Origin of the sequence: Sphingomonas phyllosphaerae FA2 (genome assembly GCF_000427645.1) — a bacterium.
Classification (GTDB): Bacteria; Pseudomonadota; Alphaproteobacteria; order Sphingomonadales; family Sphingomonadaceae; genus Sphingomonas; species Sphingomonas phyllosphaerae.
Map to the genome: position 1 here is coordinate 3621311 of NZ_KE386571.1, position 23948 is coordinate 3645258.

Genomic DNA, 23948 nt, shown 5'->3' on the forward strand with positions numbered 1-23948 from the left:
GCATGGGGTCCGTCACGGCTTGATGCCCCAATGCGCATATTCCGCATCCACCAACGGCCACATCGTCCGCGCGGCCAGCAGGTCGGCCGCAGCCTCAGCCCGCTTTCCCTGCCGGTTGCGGATCACGCCCCGCAGGAACAGGCTGGCCGGCAGGTCCGGCTCGTCCTCCAGCGCCGCGTCGAGATCGGCCAGTGCGGCGTCGAGCTGGTCGAGCCGGAAATAGACCATCGCGCGGCTGTCGAGTGCGGCCAGCCGCGCGCCGGATTCGATGGCCTGCGTGCAATCCTTTAGCGCGCTCTCCAATTGAATGCGCGCAGTGCCCTTGGTCCAGCAGCGGCTGTTGAGCAGTTGCGCATTGCCGGGGTTGGCCGCGACCGCGGCGTCCATCGTCGCCACGGCCCCGGCGGCGTCGCCGGCGCGAGCCTGCAGATTGGCCTTCTCCGACATATAATTGGGCACCTCGCTGCCGCCCGCCGCGATCCGCTCGTCCAGCATCGCCAGCGCGGCGTCCTTTTCGCTGTGATCCAGCATGAAGCGCGCCATCTGCATCGTCGCGCCCGCCGCGTCGGGGCTCAGCGCCAGCGCCTCGTCCAGATCGGCGCGTTGCCGCTTCGTGTCGCCGGTCATCGCATAGGAATTCGCACGTCGCAGGTACAGGTCCGCGTCGGGCGCGATCTCGATCGCCTTGGTCAAATCGGGGATCGCCCCGGCAAAATCAAAGATGCCGGTGCGGAAATTGGCGCGGTTCTGGTACGCGCCCGCCTCGGTCGGCTCGGCGGCGATCGCCTTGGCATAGGCGGCCTCCAGCGGCTTCAGCCGGTCGCCTTGCCGTGCGCTCATCACTTCCGCGATGTGTGCGCGCAGCGACGCGGGGGCGGCGACCTCCAGCTTGCGGGTCCGCGCCAGCGCCACCCGCGCGCGCTCCGCCGGAATCGCCTCGACGGCGACCTCGGGCTGGATCAGCGCCACATCGTCGTCGACGCTGATGGTCGTGCCGCTCTGCGCGACGGTGCGCTTCACCGTGCGACCCGCCAGCGGCGCGTCGAAGCTGCGAGCGCCCTCCACGTCGAAGCCCTTGCCGTCGCCGGGCATCTCGACGCGAAGATGGAAGACGGTGCGTGAGGGCTGTCCCAGCGCGACCGGGATCGCGCGCCATGCCGGGCGGCCGCGATCCGGCGTGAACGACAGGTCGTCCAGCGTGCGATCGAGCGACAGCCGCCGCCGCCGTCCGCGCTCCTCCTTCCACTGCGTCGAAATGATCGCGCTGGCGGTCAGCGTGCCGACGCCGGTGTCCGCATCGAATGCCAGCGACTGATCGACCACCCACAATTCGCCCAGGACCGGGGTAAGCGCAGCCTGCGCCATCTCGCGCGTCTGTTCCGGCGTCGCCTGCGTCGCGACCAGCCCCAGCATCGCACCCGCCGGCCCGCGCATCTTCATCGTCACGGTCGCGAGCGTGGGCAGCGTCACCCCGGCGCGATTGTCGAGCACGACGGTCATGTCGCCATCGGGGCGCGCGGGGGCACGGAACGGCACTGGCATCAGCGTCGCACCCGCGGCGCGAAGCGGCAGGACGGTGCGGAATGCGGGCACGTCGCGCAGATCGGTCAGCTTCGTGCCGTTCATCGTGCCGTCCAGCCACAGCACCTCGTTCCCGATCGTCGCACGCACCAGCACATGGTCGAACGCGCCGGGGGAGGGCAGGCGGTCGGTGAAGACGTCCCCGGCCTGCGCCGGCGCCAGCACCGGCTCGGCGTCGATGTCCATCGCATGCAACAGCGCCAGCAGCAGCAGCGTCTTGGCCTTGCAGTCGCCGTACCGCAGCGTCCAGGTCTGCGCCGGCGCCTGTGGCGTGTAATTGCCCCCGGCCATGCCATTATAGAGGTAGCGGATCTTTTCCTGCACCAGCTCCAGCGCCAGTCCGGCGCGCTTCACCGGGTCGCGCTCGGCGGCTTCGATCCGCTTGACCTCCGCGGCCAGCGGGCTGCCCGGCGCGATCAGCCCGTCGGTGGCGTAGAGCGGCGCCATCGTCCGCGCCACCGCCGCCCAGTCGGCGAAGCTGGCCACCTCGACGAAGGCCGGGTGGACGAAGCGCGCGGGCATGTCGCCGGGCATGTCGGGTTGCTTGGGCAGCGCGTCCGCGATCACCAGCTCGCGCATCCCGCCCGCGCTCGTCTCGACCGGCTTGACGCCCTCGGCCTGCACCTTCCAGCGCATCGCGGTGTCGGCGGGCCACAGGAAACGGGTGCGGGTATAGCCGGCGCGCTGCGGCGCCACGACCAGCCCGGCCTGCGCCTGCATCTGGCCCTTCAGCGCCGTGTCGGTCTGCGTGATTGAGATGGTCGTGTGTACCACGTCGCCGATCCGCAGTCCCTCGATCGGCAGGTTGGCGGTCATCACGCCGTTGATCTCGCGCTGTTCCAGGCTCGTCTCGCGGCGCAGCACCGTAAAGCGCTTCCCGCCCGCCAGCAGATCGATATGCTCGGCCCCGCGGATGATCTCGACGCGGTGGACGATGAAATCGCCTTGATCGGGCTGCCACGGGATCGCCAGCATCCCGGCCTGCGCCATCAACTCGGGCGAGGCGACGCGGGTGGCGGTGTCGACATAGCGCCACACCTGCCCGTCCTTCAGCCGCTGCTGCGTGTCGAGCAACACCAAGACCGGCGCAGCCGCCGTCAACTGTGCGGGGGTGATCGGCGGGGCGGGTTTCACCCAGTCGGGCGCGGGCTGATAAAGCGGCGTCTCGCTCGCGTTCGCCGTCCCTGCGGCCAGTGCGCACACCGCCGCCGTCGTCCACCATCGCATCGTTCGAAAGCTCCCCCTGAGCGGCCATGATATCGGCCGCGCAGGGGGAGGCAATCGCGATTATCGCGTGCCGTTCAAGGTCACACCAACTCGCCCAACGCGCTCGCCTCGAAGCCCTTCAGCCCCGCGGCATCGCCCGTGCGCACCTTCGCCACCCATTCCGGGTCGCTGATCAGCGCACGCCCGACCGCGATCAGGTCGAATTCGTCGCGCTCCATCCGCGCCACCAGCCGGTCGAGATCGGTGCTGGTCGATCCCTCGCCGCCGAACGCCGCGAGGAACTCGCCCGACAGCCCGACCGAGCCGACGCTGATCGTCGTCGCGCCGGTCAGCTTCTTGGCCCAGCCCGCGAAGTTGAGCCCGCCCTCGCCGTCCAGCTCGGGGAACTCGGGCTCCCAGAACCGCCGCTGCGAGCAATGCAGCACGTTCGCGCCGGCCTCGACCAGCGGCAGCAGCCAATCGGTCATCGCCTCCGGCGTCTCGGCGAGCCGCGCGCGATAATCCTGCTGCTTCCACTGGCTGACGCGCAGGATCACCGGCATGTCGGGGCCAACCGCCGCGCGCACCGCCTTGACCACCTCGCCCGCGAACCGCGACCGCTCGCGGATCGTCGCGCCGCCGTAAGTGTCGTTGCGCTGGTTGGTGCCGCCCCAGAAGAACTGGTCGATCAGATAGCCGTGCGCGCCATGGATCTCGACCGTGTCGAAGCCGAGCGCCTTGGCCTCCGCCGCCGCGCGCGCGAAGGCGGCGATCGTGTCGGCGACGTCCTCGTCGCTCATCGCCTGACCGCGCGCTTCCGCGGGCGCATTATAGCCCGACGGGCTCTCGACCGGCTGCGGCGGCGCCCAGTCACCCGCGGGCGGACCATTGGTCGCGCCGGTGTGCCAGATCTGCGGCCCCATCTTGCCGCCCGCCGCGTGCACCGCGTCGATCACGCCCTTCCAGCCCGCCAGCGCGGCGTCGCCGTGGAAGAACGGGATGCCGGGATGGTTGCGCGACGACGGCCGGTCGATCACCGTGCCCTCGGACAGGATTAGCCCGACGCCGCCTTCGGCGCGGCGGCGGTAGTAAGCGGCATTGGCCTCGCCGACCACGCCGCCCGGCGCCATCGTGCGCGTCATCGGCGCCATGACGATGCGGTTGGGCAGCTCCAGCGAGCCGAGCGAGAAGGGACGGAACAACGTATCGACCGAAGCGGAGGACATCCACGGCGCCTTTTCTTGTGATTGTGACCCTTCAGGTATATATCGGAAACCTGAGGTCAATAACGCACCTGCGATCGACTAGGTATACTCATGGAAACCGCCACGCTCTCGCCGCCGCACGTCTGCCAGCATTTCTCGGTCGATTGCCCCAGCCGTGCGCTGCTCGACCAGATCGCCGACAAATGGTCGATGATGGTGCTCACCGTGCTCGATGCCGGGCCGATGCGCTTCAACGCAATCCGCCGCCACCTGGAGGGCGTGACGCAAAAGGCGCTGACGCAATGTCTGCGCCGGCTGGAGCGCAACGGCATGGTGTCGCGGCGCGTCATCCCGGCGTCGCCGGTCGCGGTCGAATATGCGATCACGCCGCTGGGGCGCTCGCTGCACCAGCCGTTCAAGGCACTGTACCGCTGGACGATCGAGAACATGCCGCACGTCGAGGAGGCCCGCCGCAGCTTCGACGAGAAGGTGGCGGCCTGACGCCCTAGCGGCTCACCGCATTCACACCCCACCCCCGATCGTGCTGAGGAGGCATTGAGCGAAGTCGAAATGCCGTCTCGAAGCACAGCCGCGCGCGCAGGCCCTTCGAGACGAGGCTTCGACGGGCTCAGCCTCTCCTCAGGACGAACGGAGGGAGTAAAGGATTGAACATGAAAAAGATCGGCTTCCTCTCCTTCGGCCACTGGTCGAACGCGCACGGCTCCGCTACCCGCTCGGCCAGCGACGTCCTCCTCCAGTCGATTGACCTCGCCGTCGCCGCCGAGGAACTCGGCGCGGACGGCGCCTATTACCGCGTCCACCATTTCGCGCAGCAGCTCGCCTCGCCGTTCCCGCTGCTCGCGGCGGTCGGCGCGCGGACGCGCACGATCGAGATCGGCACCGGCGTGATCGACATGCGCTACGAAAACCCCTTCTACATGACCGAGAATGCCGGCGCGGCCGACCTGATCGCGGGCGGCCGGCTGCAACTCGGGATCAGCCGCGGCTCGCCCGAGCAGGTGATCGAGGGCTGGCGCTATTTCGGCTACGCCCCCGCCGCCGGCGAAAGCGACGCCGACATGGGCCGCCGCCACAGCGAATTGTTCCTGCGGCTGTTGCAGGGCGAGGGCTTCGCCAAGCCCAATCCGCAGCCGATGTTCCCCAACCCGCCGGGCCTGCTCCGGCTCGAGCCGCACGCCGAAGGCCTGCGCGAGCGGATTTGGTGGGGCTCGGCGTCGAACGCCACCGCGGTTTGGGCGGCGCAGATGGGAATGAACCTGCAAAGCTCGACGCTGAAGGCCGACGAAAGCGGTGAGCCGTTCCACGTCCAGCAGGCGAAACAGATCCGCGCCTATCGCGAGGCGTGGAAGGCGGCGGGCCACACCCGCACCCCGCGCGTCTCGGTGTCGCGCTCGATCTTCGCGCTGACGGACGACCGCGACCGGGCGTATTTCGGGCGCGACGGCGGCGGCGACCAGATCGGCGTGATCGACAACATGCGCGCGGTGTTCGGCCGCTCCTACGCCGCCGAGCCCGAGAAGTTGATCGAGCAGCTCCGCGCCGACGAGGGCGTAGCCGAGGCCGACACGCTGTTGCTGACCGTCCCCAACCAGCTCGGCGTCGACTACAACGCGCACGTGCTGGAGAACATCCTCCGCCACGTCGCCCCGGCGCTGGGCTGGCGGTGACGCCAACGTCCGTCATTGCGAGCGTGGCGAAGCAATCCAGGGCCGGATCAGGACGCCCTGGATTGCCGCGCTACGCTCGCAATGACGTAGTGGTGATGTCCTACACCATCCGCCTTCGGCTATTCATTCCCAAGCCGCCGACCCGACGAATACCCCCTTTATCGTCTCAACATTCGCAACATTCGCCTCGCCCAGCGAACCCCGCTAAAGCCCCGCCGCCATGATCCGCATCACCGACCTGAAACTGCCGCTCCACCATGCCGACGAGGCGCTGCCCGCCGCGATCGTCAAGCGGCTGCGCATCACCCCGCGCGACCTGATCCGCTTCACCGTGGCGCGGCGCGGCAACGATGCGCGCGAACATGGCCGCATCCAGCTCGTCTACACGGTCGACGTCGCGGTGAAGAACGAGGGTACGGTGCTCGCGCGCAACCGCCGCGACCGCGACGTCTCGCTCACCCCCGACACCCGCTACCGCGCGCCCGAGCCCGCGAACGACGGCGCGCCGCGCCCGGTGGTGATCGGCGCCGGGCCATGCGGGCTGTTCGCCGCATTGATTCTCGCGCAGGCCGGTTACCGTCCGATCATTCTCGAACGTGGCAAGGTGGTGCGCGAGCGGACCAAGGACACCTGGGGCCTGTGGCGGCGCAGCGTCCTCAATCCCGAGTCGAACGTCCAGTACGGCGAGGGCGGGGCAGGGACCTTCTCCGACGGCAAGCTCTACAGCCGCATCAAGGATCCGCGCCACCTCAACCGCAAGGTGCTGACCGAATTCGTCAAGGCCGGCGCGCCCGAGGAGATCCTCACCGAAGCGCACCCGCATATCGGCACCTTCCGGCTGGTGACGATGGTCGAGAGCATGCGCGCGACGATCGAGGAACTCGGCGGTGAATATCGCTTCTCGACCCGTGTCACCGGCTTCGACGTCGCGGAGCAGGGCGGGGAGCGCCGGATCAAGGGCCTGCACCTCCACGACGGCGGCTATCTTGAGGCGGAGCATGTCGTGATGGCGATCGGCCACAGCGCGCGCGACACGTTCGCGCTGCTGGTCGAGGCTGGCGTCCATGCCGAGGCCAAGCCCTTTTCGATCGGCGTCCGCATCGAGCACCCGCAATCGTGGATCGACCGCGCGCGCTTCGGCCCCGATGCCGGGCATGCGGTGCTCGGCGCGGCCGAATATCACATCTCGCATCACTGCTCGAACGGGCGGACGGTCTACAGCTTCTGCATGTGCCCCGGCGGCACCGTCGTCGCCGCGACCAGCGAGGAAGGCCGCGTCGCCACCAACGGCATGAGCCAATATTCGCGCAACGAACGCAACGCCAATTCCGGCTTCGTCGTCGCGATCGACCCCGAGCGCGACTATCCCGGCGACCCGCTCGCCGGGCTCGCGCTGCAACGCGAGATCGAGGCGAAGGCGTTCGTCGCGGGCGGCTCGACCTATCACGCCCCTGCGCAACGCGTCGGCGACTTCCTCGCCGGCCGCGCCTCGACGACGCTCGGCAGCGTCGTGCCGTCGTACAAGCCCGGCGTGACCCCGACCGACCTTGCCGAAGTCCTCCCCGATTTCGCGATCGCGGCGATGCGCGAGGCGATCCCGGTGTTCGGCCGCCAGATCAAGGGCTACGACCATCCCGATGTCGTGATGACCGGGGTCGAGACGCGCACGTCGTCGCCGGTGCGCTTCACGCGCGGCGAGGACATGCAGAGCCTCAACACCCGCGGCCTGTATCCGGCGGGCGAGGGGGCGGGCTATGCCGGCGGCATCCTGTCGGCGGCGGTCGACGGCATCCGCGTCGCGGAGGCGGTGGCGCAGCAGATCGCGCGCGCATGACGCTGATCCTGTTCAACAAGCCCTATGACGTGCTGAGCCAGTTCACCGATCGCGGTTCCCCGACGACGCGCGCGACGCTGTCGGACTTCATCGAAATGCCCGGCGTCTACCCCGCCGGCCGGCTCGACCGCGACAGCGAGGGGCTGTTGCTGCTCACCGACGACGGCCGGTTGCAGGCGCGGATCGCCGACCCGAAGTTCAAGCTGCCCAAGACCTATTGGGTGCAGGTCGAGGGCGTCCCCGACGCTGCCGCGCTGGCCGCGCTGCGCACCGGTGTCATGCTCAAGGACGGCATGACGCGGCCCGCCGAGGTCGAACCGCTCGACGCGCCCAAAATGTGGCCGCGCACGCCCCCGATCCGCTACCGCGCGAGCATCCCCGACACATGGATCGCGCTGACGATCCGCGAGGGCCGCAACCGGCAGGTCCGCCGCATGACCGCCGCGATCGGCCACCCGACGCTGCGGCTGATCCGCTGGCGGGTCGGCGACTGGTCGCTCGGCGATCTCGCGCCGGGAGCGTGGCGGGCGGCATGAAAATCTTCTTCGACGGCGGCTATTCGCCCGCCGGGATGGAATATGCTTTGGTCGCAGGCGGGCGGACGTACATGCGTCGCGACCTTGGCCCCGGCAGCAGCATGGAGGCCGAGTGGCTCGCGCTGACTGCCGCGCTGACGCTCGCCAACGATCTGGGGCTCGCCGAAGCGGTGTTGCTCGGCGACGCCGCGGCGGTGATCGCGCAGGCGCACGGCGCGATCCGCTGCCCGCCCGCGTACCGCGACCATTATGAGCGCTTCCAGTCGCTCCCGCGCCCCGCCGGCCGGCTGCGCATCCGCTACATAAAGCGCACCCAGAATCTGGCGGGCATCGCACTGGAAGCGGTGCAGCGCTGGACCCAACCGGCACAGCTCTCCGCCATCACCCCGTCGTCTCTGGGCTGACCCGGGCCCCCGCATCGCCTTGCCCGTCATTCCCGCGAAGGCGGGAAACCAGAACCTCTGACCTCCCGACTCTATCGACAGACCTACGCGTCTGGATTCCCGCCTTCGCGGGAATGACGAGAAATTGGCCGTCTTTCTGGATCAAGTCCGGGGCACCAATAACCCCTTCACTCCGCCGCCGCGCGCTCGCACGTCAGGAACGCCACGAAGCGATTGGTCGACCCATGCAGATCGCGCGCGCTGGTCGCCAGCGCGCTCGCGCTGTTGCGCACCGTCGCCGACAGCGTCGACGCCTTGCCGACCGTCTCGACCAACGCGCCGATCCCGCCGCCGATCGCCTCCGCCAGATCCGCCGCGCGCGCCGCGCCGCCGTCCACCGCCAGCGCACTGCTGCGCTGCTCGTCCACCGCCACCTTGATCCCGCGCGCCGCCCCCGAAACCTCGGCCACCGCCTGCGTCACCGTGCGCAATTTCTCGCCGGTCTCCGCCACCCCCTCGCGAATGCCCGCGATCAGCACCCCGATCCGGTCGCTCGCGCGCGTCGTGTCGGCGGAGAGCGCCTTCACCTCGCCCGCGACCACCGCAAAGCCGCGCCCCGCCTCGCCCGCGCGCGACGCCTCGATCGTCGCGTTCAGCGCGAGCAAATTGGTCTGCGCCGCGATCCGGCGGATGTCGGCGAGAAAGCCTTCGATCTGCACCGCCTGCTCCTCCAGCATCGCGGCGGTCTGAACACTGCGCTGCGCGGCGGTGCAGACCCCGTCGGTCAGCTGCGACTGTCGCTCGGCGGCGACCGCGATCGTCTGGATCGAGCGCGTCAGGTCGCGGATCGACGCGGCGACCTGCCCGATATCGGTCGCGGCCTCGCCGGCGCTCGTCGCCGCCGACACCGCGTCGCCGCGCGCCGCGGCGGTGCCGCCTTCCAGCTGGATCGCCGCCTGCTCCAGCCGCTCGCTCGCCTGCGCGATCCCGCCGACGATCGACGTCACCGATCGTTCGAACTCGCCCGCCAGCATCATCAGCTCGCCCCGCCGGTCGTTCGCGAGCTGCGCCGCCTGTTCCTCGCGCCGCCGCCGTTCACGCCCCGCGCGATCCTCGGCCAGCCGCGCCTGCTCCAGCGCGCTCTCGGTGGCACGCCGGCCCTCCTCGGCGATCGCGGTCAGCTCGCGCGCGCGTTGCAGGCTGCGCTCCTGCGCCGCGAACAGCCGCTCCAGCATTAGCGTCACCACCGTCAGCGCGCCGAACTGCAAGCCGACCGCGACGACATGGAACAGCACCCGCGTCAGGTCGCCGTTGCCGTCGAACACCCAGTCGGGCGCGAACCATTCGAGCAGCACATGATGCACCGCGGTCAGCCCGGTCGCCAGCAGGATCGGCCGCCAGTCGGCGAGCACCAGCAGCGCCGCCATCGCGACGAAGAAATACATGTGCGCGTCCATCTGCCAAACGCGCCCTTGCAGGACGAACACCAGCAGCGCCGGCAACACCGTCGCCAGCGACCCCATCATCGCGCGCGCGACCGCATCGTGCCGCCCGAGCACCACCATCGCGGTCGGCCCGATATTGGCGAGCAGCCCGATCGCCAGCACCACCGGCAGCTTGCCGCCGCCGATCAGCAGGTCGCCCACGCACAATCCGGCAAGCACGATCCAGCCCGCCCAAGCCCAGCCCCTGACGCCGTACAGGCGCATCCGGTCGAGCGGATCGATCGCCGTGCTCATGCGACGGTCGCCTGTCGGGATAGGGCGCCACAGCCGGCGGGTGGGGCGGCCAACATCACGGCGCGCCACGGTCGAAGCTGCGCCGCAATCCGCGCGCGGCTTCCCACCACCACCAGCGATCCTCGCAGCGGCCCCTCGCCAAGCAACGCAGCCCCCGACGACAGCGCCAGCCGCGCGGTGGCGTTGACGTCACGGTCGACGATCGGGATCAGCAGGATGCGCCCCTCGGCCGGCGGGTACAGGCTCATGATCGCGAGCGCGGCGACGCCGACGCCGGCCTGCGCCATTAGTAACAGCCGATCGGAACGGTGATCCATGCCGCAGGCTTGTAAGAATCGGTGCTTAACTTACCGTAATTGAGGAAAGGTATTTGCGCGTCGCGGCCCGCTCAGCCGAGCCGTGCGAAGGCCGCCGCGTGCGCCGCCACCCCGCGCTCGCCGCACGGCATCAACCCGCCCTGCACCGGCAACGCCATCAGATGCTCGCCCGCATAAGGCGAGGCGAAGTTCTTCGCATAATCGGCATGGAAGCCGAACCGCGCGTAGAAAGCCGACTCGCCCAGCGCGAAGCACAGCACGACACGCGCCGCCTCGATCCGCTCGATCCCGGCGTGGACCAACGCCTCGGCCACGCCCTGCCGGCGATAATCCTCGGCGACCGCGACCGGGGCGAGCGCCACCGCAGCGATCGCCTTGCCGCCGACCTCGACCGTCATCCGGCTGAACGCGACCGCGCCGACCAGCGCGCCCCCGTTCTCGTCGGCGTCCTCGTCAACCGCGACCATCATCAGCACCATGTCGCCGTCGATGCACAATTGCCGGACCAGATCGGCCTCGTCGGCGCGCGGGAAGACGGTGCGGAGCAGCGCGTCGATCGCGGCGACGTCGCCGCTCGCCGCCGGGCGGATCGCGATCGTCACGCCCGCGATGCTCACGCCAGCGCGATGTCCGGCGCGTCCTCGGCCTTCATCCCGATCACGTTATAGCCCGCGTCGACATGGTGGATCTCACCGGTCACGCCGCTCGCCAGGTCGGAGAGCATGTAGAGTCCCGCGCCGCCGACGTCCTCGATCGTCACGGTGCGGCGCAGCGGCGAATTCAGCTCGTTCCACTTCAGGATATAGTTGAAATCGCCGATCCCGCGCGCCGCCAGCGTCTGGATCGGCCCGGCCGAGATCGCGTTGATGCGGATATTGTCGGGGCCGAGATCGACCGCGAGATACTTCACGCTCGTCTCCAGCGCCGCCTTGGCCACGCCCATCACGTTGTAATGCGGAATCACCTTCTCGGCGCCATAATAGGTCAGCGTCAGGATCGACCCGCCCTCGGGCATCATCCGCCGCGCGCGCTGCGCCACCGCGACCAGCGAATAGGCCGAGATGTTCATCGTCATCAGGAAATTGTCTAGCGTTGTATCGTAATAGCGCCCGCGCAGCTGCGACTTGTCCGAAAAGCCGATCGCATGAACGACGAAGTCGATCGTCGGCCATTCCGCGGCCAGCGCCGCGAAGGTCGCGTCGAGCGCGTCCATGTCCGATACGTCGCAATCGAACAGCCGCGCGACGCCCAGTTGCTCGGCGAGCGGGCGCACGCGCTTCTCCATCGCCGCGCCCTGATAGGAGAAGGCGAGCTCCGCGCCGGCCTCGCTCAGCTTCTTGGCGATGCCCCACGCCAGCGACTTGTCGTTGGCCAGCCCCATGATGAGCCCGCGCTTGCCCGCCATCAATCCGTTCACGCGTATACCTGCATTATGATTCACCCTGTCCGGTCCCCTCTACAACCGGTTCGGGCGGCTCCGCCAGTGCCGCGTTGAGGTGCGCGCCGAAGACCAGTCCCAGCCCGATCAGATAGAAGAACAACAGCATGACGACTACACCGGCGAGGCTGCCATAGGTCAGGTCGTAGCCACCGAGCTGCGACAGCGCCCACGGCAGCCCCGCCGTCATGCTGACCCACCACAGGGTCGTGAAAAGCGCGCCCGGCCATTTGCGCGCGTCGCTGCGCCGGTATTTGCCCGGCGTCACCGAGTAAAACAGCATGTACAGCGCGCCGAACATGATCGCCGCCGGCACCAGCCGCGCGATGTTGAGCCACTCCGCGACGTGCTGCGCCACCGGCAGCAGGCGATAGATGAACTGCTCGGCAGCGGTCAGGATGCCCTGCACCAGAAACGCGAACAGCGCGATCACCACCGAGGCGATGATCGCGACGCTCAGCCCCAGCCGCGCGCGCCACAGCGACTGCGACGAGCGGGTGCCATAGGCTTTGCGGAAGATGTCGCGGATCGTCTCGGCGAAGCTGCCGACCGTCCACAGCCCGACCAGCGCGCCGAACCACAACAACGGCCCGGTCCGCGCCTGCAACACATTGGCGATCGGCGTCCGCAACACCTCCGCCACGTCGCGCGGCAGCACCGACAGGAAGCTGGCCAGCCCCCGCTGCACGTCGTCGCTCTGCCCGAACAGCGACGCCACCGCCGCGGCGACGATGAAGAACGGAAACACCGTCATCAGCGCGAGATAGGCGAGGTTGCCGGCGTAGATGAACCCGTCGGTCCACACGCCAATCACCGCGCGCTTGAACACCTCCCACGCATAGGCGCCGGGGCGGACGCGCGCGAGCTGGCGGTCGAGCCGACGCCGCGCGGCGCCGTGGTGGCGCCCGCGGTCTTCAGGCGTCAACGATAGCGGGGCGTCGGTCACGCACGGTCAGACGCCCATCGCCGCACGCGGGTTCCCGCCACCGTCCCAGCCGGCGACGAACGCTTTCAGCGCCGCATCGTCCGCCGGCACGTCGACGATCAGCGTCACCAGCTGATCGCCACGCTCGCCGCCTTTGCGGTGAAAGCCTTTTCCCTTCAAACGCAATGTCTTGCCGGAGGTTGCCCCGGTCGGCACCGTGATCATCACCGGCTTGTCGACCGTCGGGCACTTCACCTTTCCGCCCTCGACCGCTTCCTTGAGCGTGATCGGCAGGTCGAGCCGCACGTCGTCGCCCTCGCGTGTGAAGAAGCGGTGCGGCTGGACCTCGATCGTCACGATCGCGTCGCCGGGGCCGCCCGGGCCGTCGTCACCCTTGCCCGCCAGCCGCATCTGCGTGCCGGTATCGACCCCGGCGGGCAGCTTGAGGTCGATCGTGCTGCCGCTCGCCAGCGTCACCCGCTGCGGCGCGAGCGTCGCGGCGTCGGTAAACGGCACGCGCAGCGAATAGGCGACGTTGCCGCCCTTCGGCGGCGGCTGCCGCCTGCCGAAGCCGCTCGCGAATCCGCCGCTGCCGCCAGCACCGCCACGCGCGCGACCGCCGCCGAACAGCCCCTCGAAGATGTCGCTCATGTCGGGGCCGCCGGCACCGCCGCCCATCCCGCTCATGTCGAAGCCTTCGGGCCGGAACCCGCCATTGCCCGCCTGTCCGCGCCCGCCCGCGCCGAAGCCGAACGGCGAGGTCGGGTTGCCGTCGCCGTCGATCTCGCCGCGGTCGAACCGCGCGCGCTTGTCCTTGTCGGTCAGCAGGTCATAGGCACCCGTGACCTGCCCGAACTTCTCCGCCGCCTTGGGATTGTCGCGATTGCGGTCGGGATGCAGCTCCTTGGCGAGCTTGCGATACGCTTTCTTGATCTCCGCCTCGCTGGCGCCGCGCGCCACGCCCAGCGTCGCATATGGATCGGCCATGTCGTCCCCGGTTGGTGTGTTACTCGCCTATGTGGGGCAGTGATGCGCGAAGCGCAATCGTTACGCCGGCTCCTCGATGCGCTCCGCAATCGGCGCGACATCGACGCTGACCTCCATCGCCTGCGCCCCCGATCCCAGCACCACGCCGTCGACCGGCGCGATCTCGGCATAGTCGCGCCCGATCGCGACGACGATATGGTCGCCCGCCATCCAGATGCCGTTGGTCGGATCGACCCCCACCCAGCCGCGCTGCGGCCCGCACCAGATCAGCACCCAGGCGTGCGTGGCGTCCGCGCCGACCAGCCGCTCCTGACCGGGCGGGGGGATCGTGCGGATATAGCCAGACGCGTAAGCAGCGGGCAGTCCGGCGGCGCGCAGCCCCGTCAGCATGATCTGCGCGAAATCCTGACAGACGCCGCTGCGCTTGGCGAACGCCTCGTGCGGCGGCGTGTCGACCAGCGTCGCGGCGGGATCGAACGCGAAGTCGCGCTGGATGCGCCGCGCCAGCGCGATCCCGGCCTCCAGCACGTTGCGGTCCGGCGACAGGTCGGGCGCGCAATAATCGGCGATCGCGCGGTCGAGCGGGATCAGCGGGGAGGGGAACAGATACGCTGCCGGCCCCGCCGCCGACACGTCGCTCGACGCCCGCGCCAGCGCGCAGACCTCGGCGATCATCGGGTCGCTCGCGTCGGGCACCGGCACCAGCCGGTCGACGGTGATCCGCGCGACGCTCTCGATCGTCAGCCGCCGGACGCGCTCGTCGACCACCAGCCGCGTGACATGCGCCAGCCCGGCCTCGGCGTAGGCGGCGGTGGTCCGCCCCGACGGCGCGACGTGCAGCGCATAGTCCTCCAGCTTCTGCCCCGGCCAGTCGATCGGCTTCAGCCGCAGATTGCAGCGGGCGAACTTGACCGCATTGCCATAGTCGAAGCGGGTGATGTGGCGGATGTCATAACGCATCGATCAGGCCCCATTCGTCATTGCGAGCGTAGCGAAGCAATCCAGGGCGTCCTGGTCCAACCCTGGATTGCTTCGCTACGCTCGCAATGACGAAGTAAGAGTGTGTCGCTCACGCCAGCGTCAACCCGCTCGCCCGCAACGGCTCTGCGCCCTGCAGGAAATACCGCCGCGCGATCGCCTCGGACAGCCTGAACAAACGATGCTCGACCTCCGACAGCGTCTCGGGATCGAGCAGCGCCGCCTGCGCCGGAGCGACCAGTGCCAGCAGCTCCGTCGCCTCGATCTGCTGCGGCTCGGCCATGCCGTCGTCGTCGAGCACCGGCAGCGCGGCGAGATGCTCGCGAACCCGCTCGACCTGAAACGCCAGCGCGCGCGGATTGCCCGGATCGAGCACGGTCAGGTCGACCACCGGCACCCGCGCGATACCGGTCAGATAGCGCTGGCGATAGCTGATCTGGCTGTCGGCAAGATCGAGCAGCGTCGACAGATCGCCCGCCGACGCGCCGCTCATCCCGAAAATCCGCGCCGCGCGGGTGATCGCGCGCGCGCGCTCGATCCGCCGCCCGAGATCGTGGAACCGCCACGCCGCGGTCCGCCCCATATGCTCGGCGGACAGCCCGGCGATCGCGGCATAGCGGCGCTGAAGCGATCCGGCGCGGTCGAGCATCCCGCGATGCGTCGGAAAGGGCGCGTCGAGCAGCCGCACCATGTCCACCGACAGCCGGTCGCGCGATCCGCCCGCGATCCGCTGCGCATGGGTGTTGATTGCGGCCACCGATTGCCAGCCGTCGCGCGCCTCCATTGCCGTGCGCGCGAACGCGATCAGGTCGGCGCGGCGGAAGCTGGCCGGGGCAGGGGCCGCGCCGCTGTCGACGATCTCGGCGACCAGCTTCGCGATCGTCGCCTCGTCGGGGGCTGCACCAGTGTCGGCGTCGATCGAATGGCCCAGCATGACGCGGATCGCCGCCAGCAACGCCTCGCCGCGCTCCAGATAGCGTCCGAGCCAGAAGAAATTGTCGGCCACCCGGCTCGGCAACGTCCCCGGATTGCGCCGGACGTGCAGCGAATCGGGTGCGGGCAGCAACGACACCGGCGACACCGGCTCCGCGCCGTGCACGCAGACGTCCGCCGACCAAGTTCCCTCGCCCAGCACCGCCGCACGCGGGTCGGGATGCTCGCCGATCCGCGCGAACCCGCCCGGCAACACCTGCCAGTGGCCCTGCGCGTCGCGCGCCGCGAACACCCGCAACGTGAACGGCCGCGGCTCCAGCCGGTCCTCGATGATGACCGGCATCGTCGACAGCCGGACGATCTCCTGCCCGACATAATCCTGCGGTCGCCGCGTCAGGTCGTCGAGGAACGCCGCGCGCTGTTCCGGCGTCAGGTCCGCCCCCGCCACCGGCGCGTCGCCCGGCAGCCCCAAAGTCCGTGCCCCGAACGCCGGGGACAGCAACATCGACCCGAACTCGCCCGCGACATGTGCGGCCTCGCGCGGCTGCCCGCACCACCAGGTCGCGATGTTCGGCAGGATCAGGTCCGCGCCGGTCAGCCGCGTGCTCAGCTGCGGCAGGAACGCGCCGAACGCCGGGCTTTCCAGCACGCCCGCGCCCGGCGCATTGGCCAGCACGACATTGCCCTGCGCCCAGACGTCGATCAGCCCCGGCACGCCGATCCGCGAATGCGAGTCGAACGCCAGCGGGTCGAGCAGCCGCGGATCGAGCCGCCGCCACAAGGCATCAACGCGCTTCAGCCCCGCGATTGTGCGGACGTAGAGCCGGTCCTCCAGCGCGGCGAGATCGTCGCCCTCGACCAGCAACAGCCCCAGATAGCGCGCCAGATGCGCCTGTTCGGGATAGCTGGGATTGTAGCGCCCCGGCGTTAGCAAACCGATCCGCGGGTCGCTGCGCCGGCACGCCGCCGCCAGCCCCTCGCGGAACGCGGCGAAGAACGGCGCATGGCGGCGAACGTTGAGCCGCGCCTGCAACCCACCGAGCGTGCGGCTGACCGCCAGCCGGTTCTCCAGCGCATAGCCCGCTCCGGTCGGCGCGCGCAGATGGTCGGCGAGCACCCGCCACTCCCCCGACGGGCTGCGCCCCAGATCGATCGCGACGAAATGCAGATGGTGCCCGCCCGGCGGCGCAAGCCCGACCAGCGGCCGCAGGAAGAACGGGCTGCCGGTGACAAGCGTCGCGGGAAAGTGCCCGCGCTCCACCAGCCTGGACGGGCCGTAGAGGTCGGCGAGGATCGTCTCGAACAGATCGGCGCGCTGGACGACCCCGCGCTCGATATGTGCCCATTCCGCCGCCTCGATCAGCAGCGGCATCGGGCTGACCGGCCACGGCCGCTCGCTGTCCTCGCCGATGATGCGAAAGCCGGTGCCGATGTCGATCGCGTGCCGCTGCACCCGCTCGCGCGCATGGCCGAGATCGTCGCCCGCGACCGAAGACAATTCCTCGAGCACCGCCAGCCACGGCGCGGCGGCACCGGCGCGCATCGTGTCGGACGAGGTGCCTGCGTAATCGTCGAAGTGGCGGCGGGCGAGGGTGCCGGTATCGAAGAGGGGCTGCGTGGCCAGCGGTTCCTCCTTAGCCAACCGGGGCGGACCCTAATGCCGCGGTCTGGTTAAGCAATCGGAATCGACCGCCCCCTTAAAGGTCGGGCAGCACCTGATCGGCAACGCCCCAGCCCTTCAGCGAGCGCCCGTTGGCGCGCGCGATCAACGCCTCTGCCTCGCCGACATGCCAGTGCGCTGCGCTGTCGAGATCGCGCAATTCGGTCCACGACACGGGTGCCGCGACCGGGGCACCGGCGCGCGCGCGGGCGGCATAGGGCATGATCGCGGTCGCGCCGCGCTGGTTGCGCAGATAATCGATGAAGATCCGCCCCTTGCGTTTGGCCTTGCTCATCACCGCCACGAACCGCTCGGGATCGGCATGCGCCAACGCGCGCGCGAAGCGCTCGGCGAAGTCGCGCACCGCTGGCCATTCCGCCTTGGGGGTGAGCGGCACGACGACATGCACCCCCTTGCCCCCCGACAGCAGCGGGAAGCTGACCAGCCCGAGTTCGGCGAGCTGTTCCTTCAGGTGCACGGCGGCGCGCTTGGTTTCCTCGAAGCCGAGCCCTTCGTCGGGGTCGAGGTCGAACACCATCCGGTCGGGCCGTTCGAGCGCATCGACGCGCGATCCCCAGCCGTGGAATTCGATCGTCCCCATTTGCACGCACGCGACCAGCCCGTCGGCATCCTCGACATACAAATAGTTCTCGGTGCTGCCGTCCTTCTCGCGGATCGGCACCTGATGCACGGTATCGCCGAACGATCCCGCGTCGTGCTTCTGGAAAAAGCATTGCCGGGCACGGCCTTGCGGGCAGCGCACCAGACTGATCGGCCGATGCCCGGCCCAAGGGAGCATGATGCCCGCGACCGCGGCGTAATAATCCGCCAACTGCCCCTTGGTGATCTTGCCCTCCGGGAAGATCACGCGGTCGCGATTGGTGACCTTGATCCGCGACTCGACCTTGGGTGTGGGGGCGGGCGCTTCGGCGACCACTTCCGCCGCCGGCTTGTCGCCGCGCAGCCCGATGAAGCTCGAATGGCGCAGCACGCCGTCGGGCGTGGTCTCGGCAAAGGCCACCTCGGCGACCAACTCGGGCTTCACCCAGTGCGCGCCCTTCACGGCGGCGCGCGGCGCATCCACCGTCGCGGTCTTGCGCGCCAGTCGGTCGAGCCGCGTCCGCAGATCGTCGATCGTCGCCGCATCGAACCCGGTGCCGACCTTGCCGGCATAGCGCAGCGTATCGCCGTCATGCACCCCCAGCAGCAACGACCGCAGCCCGCGCGACTTGGTGGAGGGCAGCCAGCCGACGATCACGAACTCCTGCCGCCGGATGCACTTGATCTTCAGCCACGACTGGGTGCGTCGCCCGCGATACGGCGCGTCCGCCCGCTTGGAGACGACTCCCTCATAACCCTCCCGGCACATCGTCTCGAACAATTGCTCGCCGGACCCGACGATATGTTCGGAAAAGCGCAGCCGCTCCTCTCCGTCGCCGACCAGCGCGCGCAGCCGCTCCTTGCGCGCGACATTGGGCTGGTCGCGCAGATTCTCGCCATCCAGTTCGAGCAGGTCGAACGCAAACAGCGTCATCGCACCGCCCGCGCCGATCGCATCCTTCAGCGTCGAGAAATCGGGTTTCCCATCCTTGAACGCGACGATCTCGCCATCGATCAGCGCGGTCGTCGCGGGCAGCGCGGCGGCGGCTTCGGCGATGCCGGGGAATTTGTCGCTCCAGTCGAGCCCGCTGCGGGTGAAAACCTTCGCCTTGCCGCCCCCGACCGCGACCAACGCGCGATAGCCGTCGTATTTTACCTCATGTATCCACTCCGCGCCGGTCGGAACGTGATCCACGAGCGTACAGAGCTGCGGCGGTTCGTAGTCCGGCGCCTTGGCCGAATTGCGCTTCCGGGCCGCCTTCGTCTGGGTCGGGCCGCGCTTCCCTTCGGCGATCTCCTGCATCGTCCGCCCGGTCGCGACACTGGTCAGCGCCGTCTCCACCAGCGTGTCGGTGCCCCCGGCCTGGGCATCCTCGATCTTGCGTAACAGCCAGTTTTCGCGGCGTTCCTTGCCACGCGGCCGCAACCGGATCAGCAGCCACTCGCCCTTCATCCGCTCGCCATCGAGGATGAAGTGGAGGTGCCCCTTGTCGATGTCGGCGGCGCTCTTGCCCTTGACCGGCGACCACGTCCCGCGGTCCCACAACATCACCGTCCCGCCGCCATATTCGCCCGCCGGGATCGTCCCCTCAAACGTCTGATAAGAAAGCGGATGATCCTCTGTCCGCACCGCGAGCCGCTTCTCGTTCGGGTCGAGGCTGGGGCCGCGTGTCACCGCCCAGCTCTTCAGGACGCCATCGACCTCCAGTCTGAAATCCCAATGCAGGCGGGTAGCGTCATGTTTTTGAACGATGAAGCTGTTGCCCTTGCCCGGCGCGAGCGTCCCGGCCGGCTCTGCGGTCTTCGCGAAATCGCGCTTCGCATTATAGGAGGCGAGCGGATCGGTGGTCACGCGGCTCTCCCACTACGGCTATGACGTTCAAGCACGTTTTTTCGCTGCGGGCTTGCGGGCGGCAGGTTTGCGCGCCGGAGTCGTCTTCTCCGCGGTGCCGCCTTTGCCTTCCATCGACTTCTTGAGCGCCGCCATCAGGTCGACGACGTTCGACCCCGAGCGAGCGCCATCATCGCCCTTGTCCTCGATGATCTTGCGGCCCTTCGCCTTGCGCTTCCGCTCGATAAGGTCCTTGAGCGCGTCGACGTAGCGATCGTGGAACTCGGCTGGGTCGAACGCGGCGGCCTTCTTCTCGATCAGCGCCTCCGCGAGATCGAGCAACTCGGAGTCGGGCTTGTCGTCGGGAATGTCACGGAAATACCCTTGCGCCCGGTGCACTTCGTCGGCGTAGCGCAAGGTTTCTAGGATCATGCCTCGCCCGCATGGCTTCAGGCTGACGACATATTCGCGACCGCGCATCGCAAGTTGCCCAAGGCCGACCTTTTTCGTCCGGCGCAACGCCTCGCGCAGCACGATGAACGCTTCCTCGGCGAGATCGTCGGCGGGGACGACGAAATAGGGCTTCTCGTAATACAGCACGTCGATCTCGTGCGCGTCGACGAACTGCGTCAGCTCCAGCGTCTTCTTCGACTCGAGCTTCACCGCGTCGATTTCGTCCTGCTCAAGAAGAACATACTCGCCCTTCTCGATCTCGAAGCCCTTCATGATCTCGTCGGTGTCGACCGGGCCGACGCCGGGCGCGACCTTCTCATATTTGATCCGCTGCCCGCTCGGTTCATGGATCTGGTGAAACGCGACCTGCGCGCCGGACTTCGTGGCGGAGTAGATTTCGACCGGGATCGACACCAGCGCCAACCGGATCTGCCCCTGCCAATATGCACGCGCCGCCATCGGATCAGCCTCTCGTTGCGAAGGCGATTCAATCGCCGGGCGAGCGCACGGTTCCGCGGGTTGATCTGTGTCTAGGTGGTGGCGACGACGATGATGACCTTTCGATCCGTTGGCGGTAAGAGCGCCGGCATGGCCGAAGATCCCTTCTCCTTGTTCGATCGCTGGTTCGCCGAGGCGCGCGAGAGCGAGCCGAACGACCCCAATGCGATGGCGCTGGCGACCGCCGACGCGCGCGGACGCCCGTCGGTGCGGATGGTGCTGCTCAAGGGTCACGGGCCGGACGGGTTCGTCTTTTACACCAATCGCGGCAGCCGCAAGGCTGGCGATCTCTCCGCCAATTCGCAGGCGGCGTTGCTTTTTCACTGGAAGTCGCTGCGTCGGCAGGTCCGGATCGAGGGCGCGGTGTCTCACGCCAGTGACGAAGAGAGCGACGCCTATTTCGCGACCCGTGGGCGCGACTCGCAGCTGGGCGCATGGGCGTCGGAGCAATCGCGCCCGCTCGACCACCGCACGACGTTCGAGGCGCGTTTCGAGGAGATGAAGGCTCGCTTCGACGGGCAGGACGTGCCGCGCCCGGCCAATTGGGGCGGGTATCGCGTGACCCCCGATCATTTCGAGTTCTGGCACGATCGCGCGCATCGCCTGCACGAACGGCGCGTGTTCACCCCCGACGTACAGGGCGGATGGACCAAAGGATTGCTGTTCCCGTGACCCGCGACGAACGCCGCCGCATCATCCCGCTTGCGATGCGCGCCGCGCTGGCGAGCGTGGCAATGGCCTGCACCTTGCTGATCGTGAAGGCCTATGCCGCGTGGCATACCGGATCGATCGCGATGCTGGGCAGCCTTGCGGACACCGGCCTCGACCTGCTCGCCAGCCTCGTCACCTTGTATGGCGTCAAGCTCGCCGCCGAGCCCGCGGACCACGACCATCGCTTCGGCCACGGCAAGGCGGAAGCGCTGGCCGCGTTGTTCCAGGTCGTGCTCATCACCGCCTCGGCGATCGGGATCGCGGTACAGGCGATCCGCCGCTTTTCGGATCCGGTCGCCAACGAAGACGCCGGGCTGGGGATCGGCGTGTCGGTCGCTGCGATCGTCGCGACCTTCGTGCTGCTTGCCTATCAGCGCAGCATCATCCGGAAGACCGGCTCGATCGCGATCATGGCCGACAACGTCCACTACCAGTCGGACATGCTGCTCAACGTCGCGGTGATCGCGGCGCTGGTGCTCGATCAATATGTCGGCATTTCCGGCGCCGATCCCGTCTTCGGGATCGCGATCGCGGTGTGGCTGGCATGGGGTGCCTTTCAGGCGTCGAGCCAGGCGATCGACATGCTGATGGACAAGGAATGGCCCGAGGCGCAGCGCGCGGCCTTCATGGAGGTCGCCGCGCGCCAGCCGGGCATTCGCGGTATCCACGATTTCCGCACGCGCCGCGCGGGCAGCCACGAATTCGCGCAATTCCACATGGAGGTGGATGCGGCGCTATCGGTGCGTGACGCGCATGACATCGTCGAGCGCGTCGAACGCGCGCTGCGCGACACCTTCCCGCGCGTCGAGACGCTGATCCATCTCGATCCAGAGGGGCATGTCGATACCGACAATCCTTTGGTCGAAGCGGATGTGACGCCGCACTGGTTCTCTAAGCGTCTGTAGGCGTAAGACATTGCGCATTCCGTTCACGCAGGTCGATGCCTTTGCCGCGCGGCCCTTCGAGGGCAATCCGGCGGCGGTGATGCCGTTGCCGGCTTGGCTCGACGATGCGACGCTGCTGCGGATCGCGCAGGAGAACAACCTGTCGGAAACCGCCTTTCTGGTGGCAGACGCCAGCGGGGTGGCGGACTTCGAACTGCGCTGGTTCACGCCCGCGGCCGAGATCGCGCTGTGCGGCCACGCGACGCTCGCCGCAGGGCATGTCGTGCTCGCGTCCGATCCGGATCGCGAAGTGGTACGCTTCCGCACGCGGCTCTCGGGTGTGCTGGAGGTCGCGCGCGAGGGCGCTGGCTACGCGCTGGCGCTACCTTCGCTCGCTCCGGTGCCGCGCGACTTGCCCGGTGTGGTGGCCGCGTTGCGCGTCGAGGCAGTGGAGACGCTGTGGCATGATGGCGGCTATGCGGTCGCAGTACTGGCGGACGAAGCGGCGGTGCGGGGCTGCTCGCCGGATCAGGCCGCGCTTGCTGCGCAGGGGCGATGGCTGGTGATCGTCACCGCGCCCGGGGATACCAGCGATATCGTCACGCGCGCCTTCACGCCGGCCTTCGGCATTCCCGAGGACCCCGTCACCGGGAGCGCGCACGCAGTTATCGCGCCTTATTGGGCCAAACGGCTGGGGCGGGAGCGTTTCTCCGCCTATCAGGCGAGCGCGCGCGGCGGCCGGATCGGTTGTCACGTCGTGGAGGATCGGGTCGTGCTGAGCGGGACGTGCGTGACGACGATCGAGGGCAGCTTCCTGCTGCCTTGATCGTCAGATCAGTCCCTTGGCGCGCAGGCTGACCTGGCCGTTCAGCCCGACGATCAGATGATCATGAACCGCGATATCGAGCGGTTTGCCCGCCGCGATGATCGCGCGCGTAATGTCTATATCGGCGCGGCTCGGCGAGGGATCGCCCGACGGATGGTTGTGCACGAGGATCAGCGCCGCCGAGCCGAAATCGAGCGCGCGCTTGATGACCTCACGTACATGGACCGCCGCTTGATCGATCGTGCCGTGCGCCATCACCTCGTCGCGAACGAGCATGTTGCGCGTATTCAGATGCAGCACGCGGAACCGTTCGACCATGTCGTGCGCCATATCGGCATGAAGATAATCGGACAGCGCCTGCCAGTTCGACAGCACCGGTGCTTCCCGCGTGCGCGTGCGGACCAGCCGGATCGCGGTGGCGTGCGCGATTCGAATCGCGGCCACGCTGGTGTCGCCCATCCCCGAGATCCGCGCCAGCGGCGCCGGCTCGGCGGTGAGGACGCCAGGCAACCCGCCAAATTCGCGCAACAATTCCTTGGCGAGCGGCTTGGTATCCTGCCGGGGGATCGCCAGCGCGAGCAGATATTCGAGCAGTTCATGGTCGAGCAGCCCGTCGGGATCGGCGAGCAGTCGCGCGCGCAGCCGGGCGCGGTGCCCCTTTGCGTCCAGCGCGCGCGTCTCGTCGTCGGCCATGTGCGCCGGGGTAGGTCGGTTCGCCGCGCCGCGCAATTGCGC

The 23948-nt window shown here is 68.7% G+C and carries 21 protein-coding genes; 8 read left to right on the top strand and 13 right to left on the bottom strand.

Features of this window, described 5'->3' with window-relative positions:
• Window positions 1-12: 12 nt before the first annotated feature.
• Together SPHPH_RS0117530 and SPHPH_RS0117535 are read right to left on the bottom strand one after the other, a co-directional pair.
• Window positions 13-2808, bottom strand: coding sequence for a DUF3857 domain-containing protein (locus SPHPH_RS0117530; RefSeq protein WP_051273122.1), 2796 nt, complete (start codon window positions 2806-2808; stop codon window positions 13-15).
• Window positions 2809-2888: 80 nt separating this feature from the next.
• Complete coding sequence (locus tag SPHPH_RS0117535) at window positions 2889-4013, bottom strand: NADH:flavin oxidoreductase (protein ID WP_028967861.1); 1125 nt, start codon at window positions 4011-4013, stop codon at window positions 2889-2891.
• A gap of 90 nt (window positions 4014-4103) precedes the next feature.
• Between SPHPH_RS0117535 and SPHPH_RS0117540 the strand changes: the two genes are divergently transcribed.
• The 5 genes from SPHPH_RS0117540 (at window position 4104) to SPHPH_RS20195 (ending at window position 8454) form a co-directional block, all read left to right on the top strand.
• Window positions 4104-4493, top strand: a complete 390-nt coding sequence (locus SPHPH_RS0117540) for a winged helix-turn-helix transcriptional regulator (protein ID WP_028967862.1) — start codon at window positions 4104-4106, stop codon at window positions 4491-4493.
• A gap of 170 nt (window positions 4494-4663) precedes the next feature.
• A complete protein-coding gene (locus SPHPH_RS0117545; protein WP_028967863.1) occupies window positions 4664-5680 on the top strand; it encodes an LLM class flavin-dependent oxidoreductase in 1017 nt (338 codons plus the stop codon).
• A gap of 220 nt (window positions 5681-5900) precedes the next feature.
• Window positions 5901-7514 (top strand): NAD(P)/FAD-dependent oxidoreductase, encoded by a 1614-nt coding sequence (locus SPHPH_RS0117550; protein WP_028967864.1) that lies wholly within the window; start codon window positions 5901-5903, stop codon window positions 7512-7514.
• On the top strand, window positions 7511-8050 hold the full coding sequence (locus SPHPH_RS0117555; protein ID WP_028967865.1) for a pseudouridine synthase: 540 nt from the start codon (window positions 7511-7513) through the stop codon (window positions 8048-8050). The genes SPHPH_RS0117550 and SPHPH_RS0117555 overlap by 4 nt, the downstream gene beginning before the upstream one ends.
• Complete coding sequence (locus tag SPHPH_RS20195) at window positions 8047-8454, top strand: reverse transcriptase-like protein (RefSeq protein ID WP_051273360.1); 408 nt, start codon at window positions 8047-8049, stop codon at window positions 8452-8454. Before SPHPH_RS0117555 ends, SPHPH_RS20195 begins: the two co-directional genes overlap by 4 nt.
• A 167-nt stretch (window positions 8455-8621) precedes the next feature.
• Here the strand turns inward: SPHPH_RS20195 and SPHPH_RS0117565 are convergent, their stop codons facing one another.
• From SPHPH_RS0117565 to ku, 10 genes are all read right to left on the bottom strand, one after another.
• On the bottom strand, window positions 8622-10172 hold the full coding sequence (locus tag SPHPH_RS0117565; protein WP_051273123.1) for a methyl-accepting chemotaxis protein: 1551 nt from the start codon (window positions 10170-10172) through the stop codon (window positions 8622-8624).
• Window positions 10169-10489 (bottom strand): hypothetical protein, encoded by a 321-nt coding sequence (locus SPHPH_RS0117570; RefSeq protein ID WP_028967867.1) that lies wholly within the window; start codon window positions 10487-10489, stop codon window positions 10169-10171. The genes SPHPH_RS0117565 and SPHPH_RS0117570 overlap by 4 nt, the downstream gene beginning before the upstream one ends.
• A gap of 71 nt (window positions 10490-10560) precedes the next feature.
• Window positions 10561-11106 carry a GNAT family N-acetyltransferase gene (locus SPHPH_RS0117575; protein ID WP_238303187.1) on the bottom strand — a complete coding sequence of 182 codons (546 nt, stop codon included), beginning with the start codon at window positions 11104-11106 and terminating at the stop codon, window positions 10561-10563.
• A complete protein-coding gene (gene fabI, locus SPHPH_RS0117580; protein ID WP_037488812.1) occupies window positions 11103-11894 on the bottom strand; it encodes an enoyl-ACP reductase FabI in 792 nt (263 codons plus the stop codon). The genes SPHPH_RS0117575 and fabI overlap by 4 nt, the downstream gene beginning before the upstream one ends.
• Before the next feature lie 25 nt (window positions 11895-11919).
• Complete coding sequence (locus SPHPH_RS0117585; RefSeq protein ID WP_028967870.1) at window positions 11920-12873, bottom strand: YihY/virulence factor BrkB family protein; 954 nt, start codon at window positions 12871-12873, stop codon at window positions 11920-11922.
• Window positions 12874-12879: 6 nt separating this feature from the next.
• Complete coding sequence (locus tag SPHPH_RS0117590) at window positions 12880-13839, bottom strand: DnaJ C-terminal domain-containing protein (protein WP_028967871.1); 960 nt, start codon at window positions 13837-13839, stop codon at window positions 12880-12882.
• Between the two features lie 60 nt (window positions 13840-13899).
• Window positions 13900-14799, bottom strand: a complete 900-nt coding sequence (locus SPHPH_RS0117595) for a transglutaminase family protein (RefSeq protein ID WP_028967872.1) — start codon at window positions 14797-14799, stop codon at window positions 13900-13902.
• A 109-nt stretch (window positions 14800-14908) separates the two neighbouring features.
• Window positions 14909-17293, bottom strand: a complete 2385-nt coding sequence (locus SPHPH_RS0117600; protein WP_081668776.1) for a circularly permuted type 2 ATP-grasp protein — start codon at window positions 17291-17293, stop codon at window positions 14909-14911.
• 154 nt (window positions 17294-17447) lie between these two features.
• The gene (ligD, locus tag SPHPH_RS0117605) at window positions 17448-19862 is read right to left on the bottom strand and encodes a DNA ligase D (RefSeq protein ID WP_028967874.1); all 2415 of its coding nucleotides are present in this window, start codon (window positions 19860-19862) and stop codon (window positions 17448-17450) included.
• 27 nt (window positions 19863-19889) lie between these two features.
• Complete coding sequence (gene ku / locus SPHPH_RS0117610) at window positions 19890-20753, bottom strand: non-homologous end joining protein Ku (RefSeq protein ID WP_028967875.1); 864 nt, start codon at window positions 20751-20753, stop codon at window positions 19890-19892.
• Between the two features lie 129 nt (window positions 20754-20882).
• On the opposite strand from ku, the gene pdxH reads away from it, so the two are divergent.
• Genes pdxH through SPHPH_RS0117625 form a run of 3 tightly spaced genes read left to right on the top strand, consistent with a single transcriptional unit; the run spans window position 20883 to window position 23213 of the window.
• Window positions 20883-21464: a pyridoxamine 5'-phosphate oxidase gene (gene pdxH / locus SPHPH_RS0117615; protein ID WP_028967876.1), complete on the top strand. Its 582-nt coding sequence runs from the start codon at window positions 20883-20885 to the stop codon at window positions 21462-21464.
• Window positions 21437-22408, top strand: a complete 972-nt coding sequence (locus tag SPHPH_RS0117620; RefSeq protein WP_037488814.1) for a cation diffusion facilitator family transporter — start codon at window positions 21437-21439, stop codon at window positions 22406-22408. Before pdxH ends, SPHPH_RS0117620 begins: the two co-directional genes overlap by 28 nt.
• Window positions 22409-22418: 10 nt before the next feature.
• On the top strand, window positions 22419-23213 hold the full coding sequence (locus SPHPH_RS0117625; protein WP_028967878.1) for a PhzF family phenazine biosynthesis protein: 795 nt from the start codon (window positions 22419-22421) through the stop codon (window positions 23211-23213).
• Between the two features lie 3 nt (window positions 23214-23216).
• On the opposite strand, the gene radC is transcribed toward SPHPH_RS0117625, so the two are convergent.
• On the bottom strand, window positions 23217-23906 hold the full coding sequence (gene radC / locus SPHPH_RS0117630) for a RadC family protein (protein WP_037488817.1): 690 nt from the start codon (window positions 23904-23906) through the stop codon (window positions 23217-23219).
• Between the last annotated feature and the right edge of the window lie 42 nt (window positions 23907-23948).

What these genes read in the sequence shown, in the direction of transcription:
- SPHPH_RS0117530 (WP_051273122.1), bottom strand. Translation starts at nt 2,808, where the DNA reads ATGCGATGGTGGACGACGGCGGCGGTGTGCGCACTGGCCGCAGGGACG.
- SPHPH_RS0117535 (WP_028967861.1), bottom strand. Translation starts at nt 4,013, where the DNA reads ATGTCCTCCGCTTCGGTCGATACGTTGTTCCGTCCCTTCTCGCTCGGC.
- SPHPH_RS0117540 (WP_028967862.1), top strand. Translation starts at nt 4,104, where the DNA reads ATGGAAACCGCCACGCTCTCGCCGCCGCACGTCTGCCAGCATTTCTCG.
- SPHPH_RS0117545 (WP_028967863.1), top strand. Translation starts at nt 4,664, where the DNA reads ATGAAAAAGATCGGCTTCCTCTCCTTCGGCCACTGGTCGAACGCGCAC.
- SPHPH_RS0117550 (WP_028967864.1), top strand. Translation starts at nt 5,901, where the DNA reads ATGATCCGCATCACCGACCTGAAACTGCCGCTCCACCATGCCGACGAG.
- SPHPH_RS0117555 (WP_028967865.1), top strand. Translation starts at nt 7,511, where the DNA reads ATGACGCTGATCCTGTTCAACAAGCCCTATGACGTGCTGAGCCAGTTC.
- SPHPH_RS20195 (WP_051273360.1), top strand. Translation starts at nt 8,047, where the DNA reads ATGAAAATCTTCTTCGACGGCGGCTATTCGCCCGCCGGGATGGAATAT.
- SPHPH_RS0117565 (WP_051273123.1), bottom strand. Translation starts at nt 10,172, where the DNA reads ATGAGCACGGCGATCGATCCGCTCGACCGGATGCGCCTGTACGGCGTC.
- SPHPH_RS0117570 (WP_028967867.1), bottom strand. Translation starts at nt 10,489, where the DNA reads ATGGATCACCGTTCCGATCGGCTGTTACTAATGGCGCAGGCCGGCGTC.
- fabI (WP_037488812.1), bottom strand. Translation starts at nt 11,894, where the DNA reads ATGGCGGGCAAGCGCGGGCTCATCATGGGGCTGGCCAACGACAAGTCG.
- SPHPH_RS0117590 (WP_028967871.1), bottom strand. Translation starts at nt 13,839, where the DNA reads ATGGCCGATCCATATGCGACGCTGGGCGTGGCGCGCGGCGCCAGCGAG.
- SPHPH_RS0117595 (WP_028967872.1), bottom strand. Translation starts at nt 14,799, where the DNA reads ATGCGTTATGACATCCGCCACATCACCCGCTTCGACTATGGCAATGCG.
- SPHPH_RS0117600 (WP_081668776.1), bottom strand. Translation starts at nt 17,293, where the DNA reads ATGCGCGCCGGTGCCGCCGCGCCGTGGCTGGCGGTGCTCGAGGAATTG.
- ku (WP_028967875.1), bottom strand. Translation starts at nt 20,753, where the DNA reads ATGGCGGCGCGTGCATATTGGCAGGGGCAGATCCGGTTGGCGCTGGTG.
- pdxH (WP_028967876.1), top strand. Translation starts at nt 20,883, where the DNA reads ATGGCCGAAGATCCCTTCTCCTTGTTCGATCGCTGGTTCGCCGAGGCG.
- SPHPH_RS0117620 (WP_037488814.1), top strand. Translation starts at nt 21,437, where the DNA reads ATGGACCAAAGGATTGCTGTTCCCGTGACCCGCGACGAACGCCGCCGC.
- radC (WP_037488817.1), bottom strand. Translation starts at nt 23,906, where the DNA reads ATGGCCGACGACGAGACGCGCGCGCTGGACGCAAAGGGGCACCGCGCC.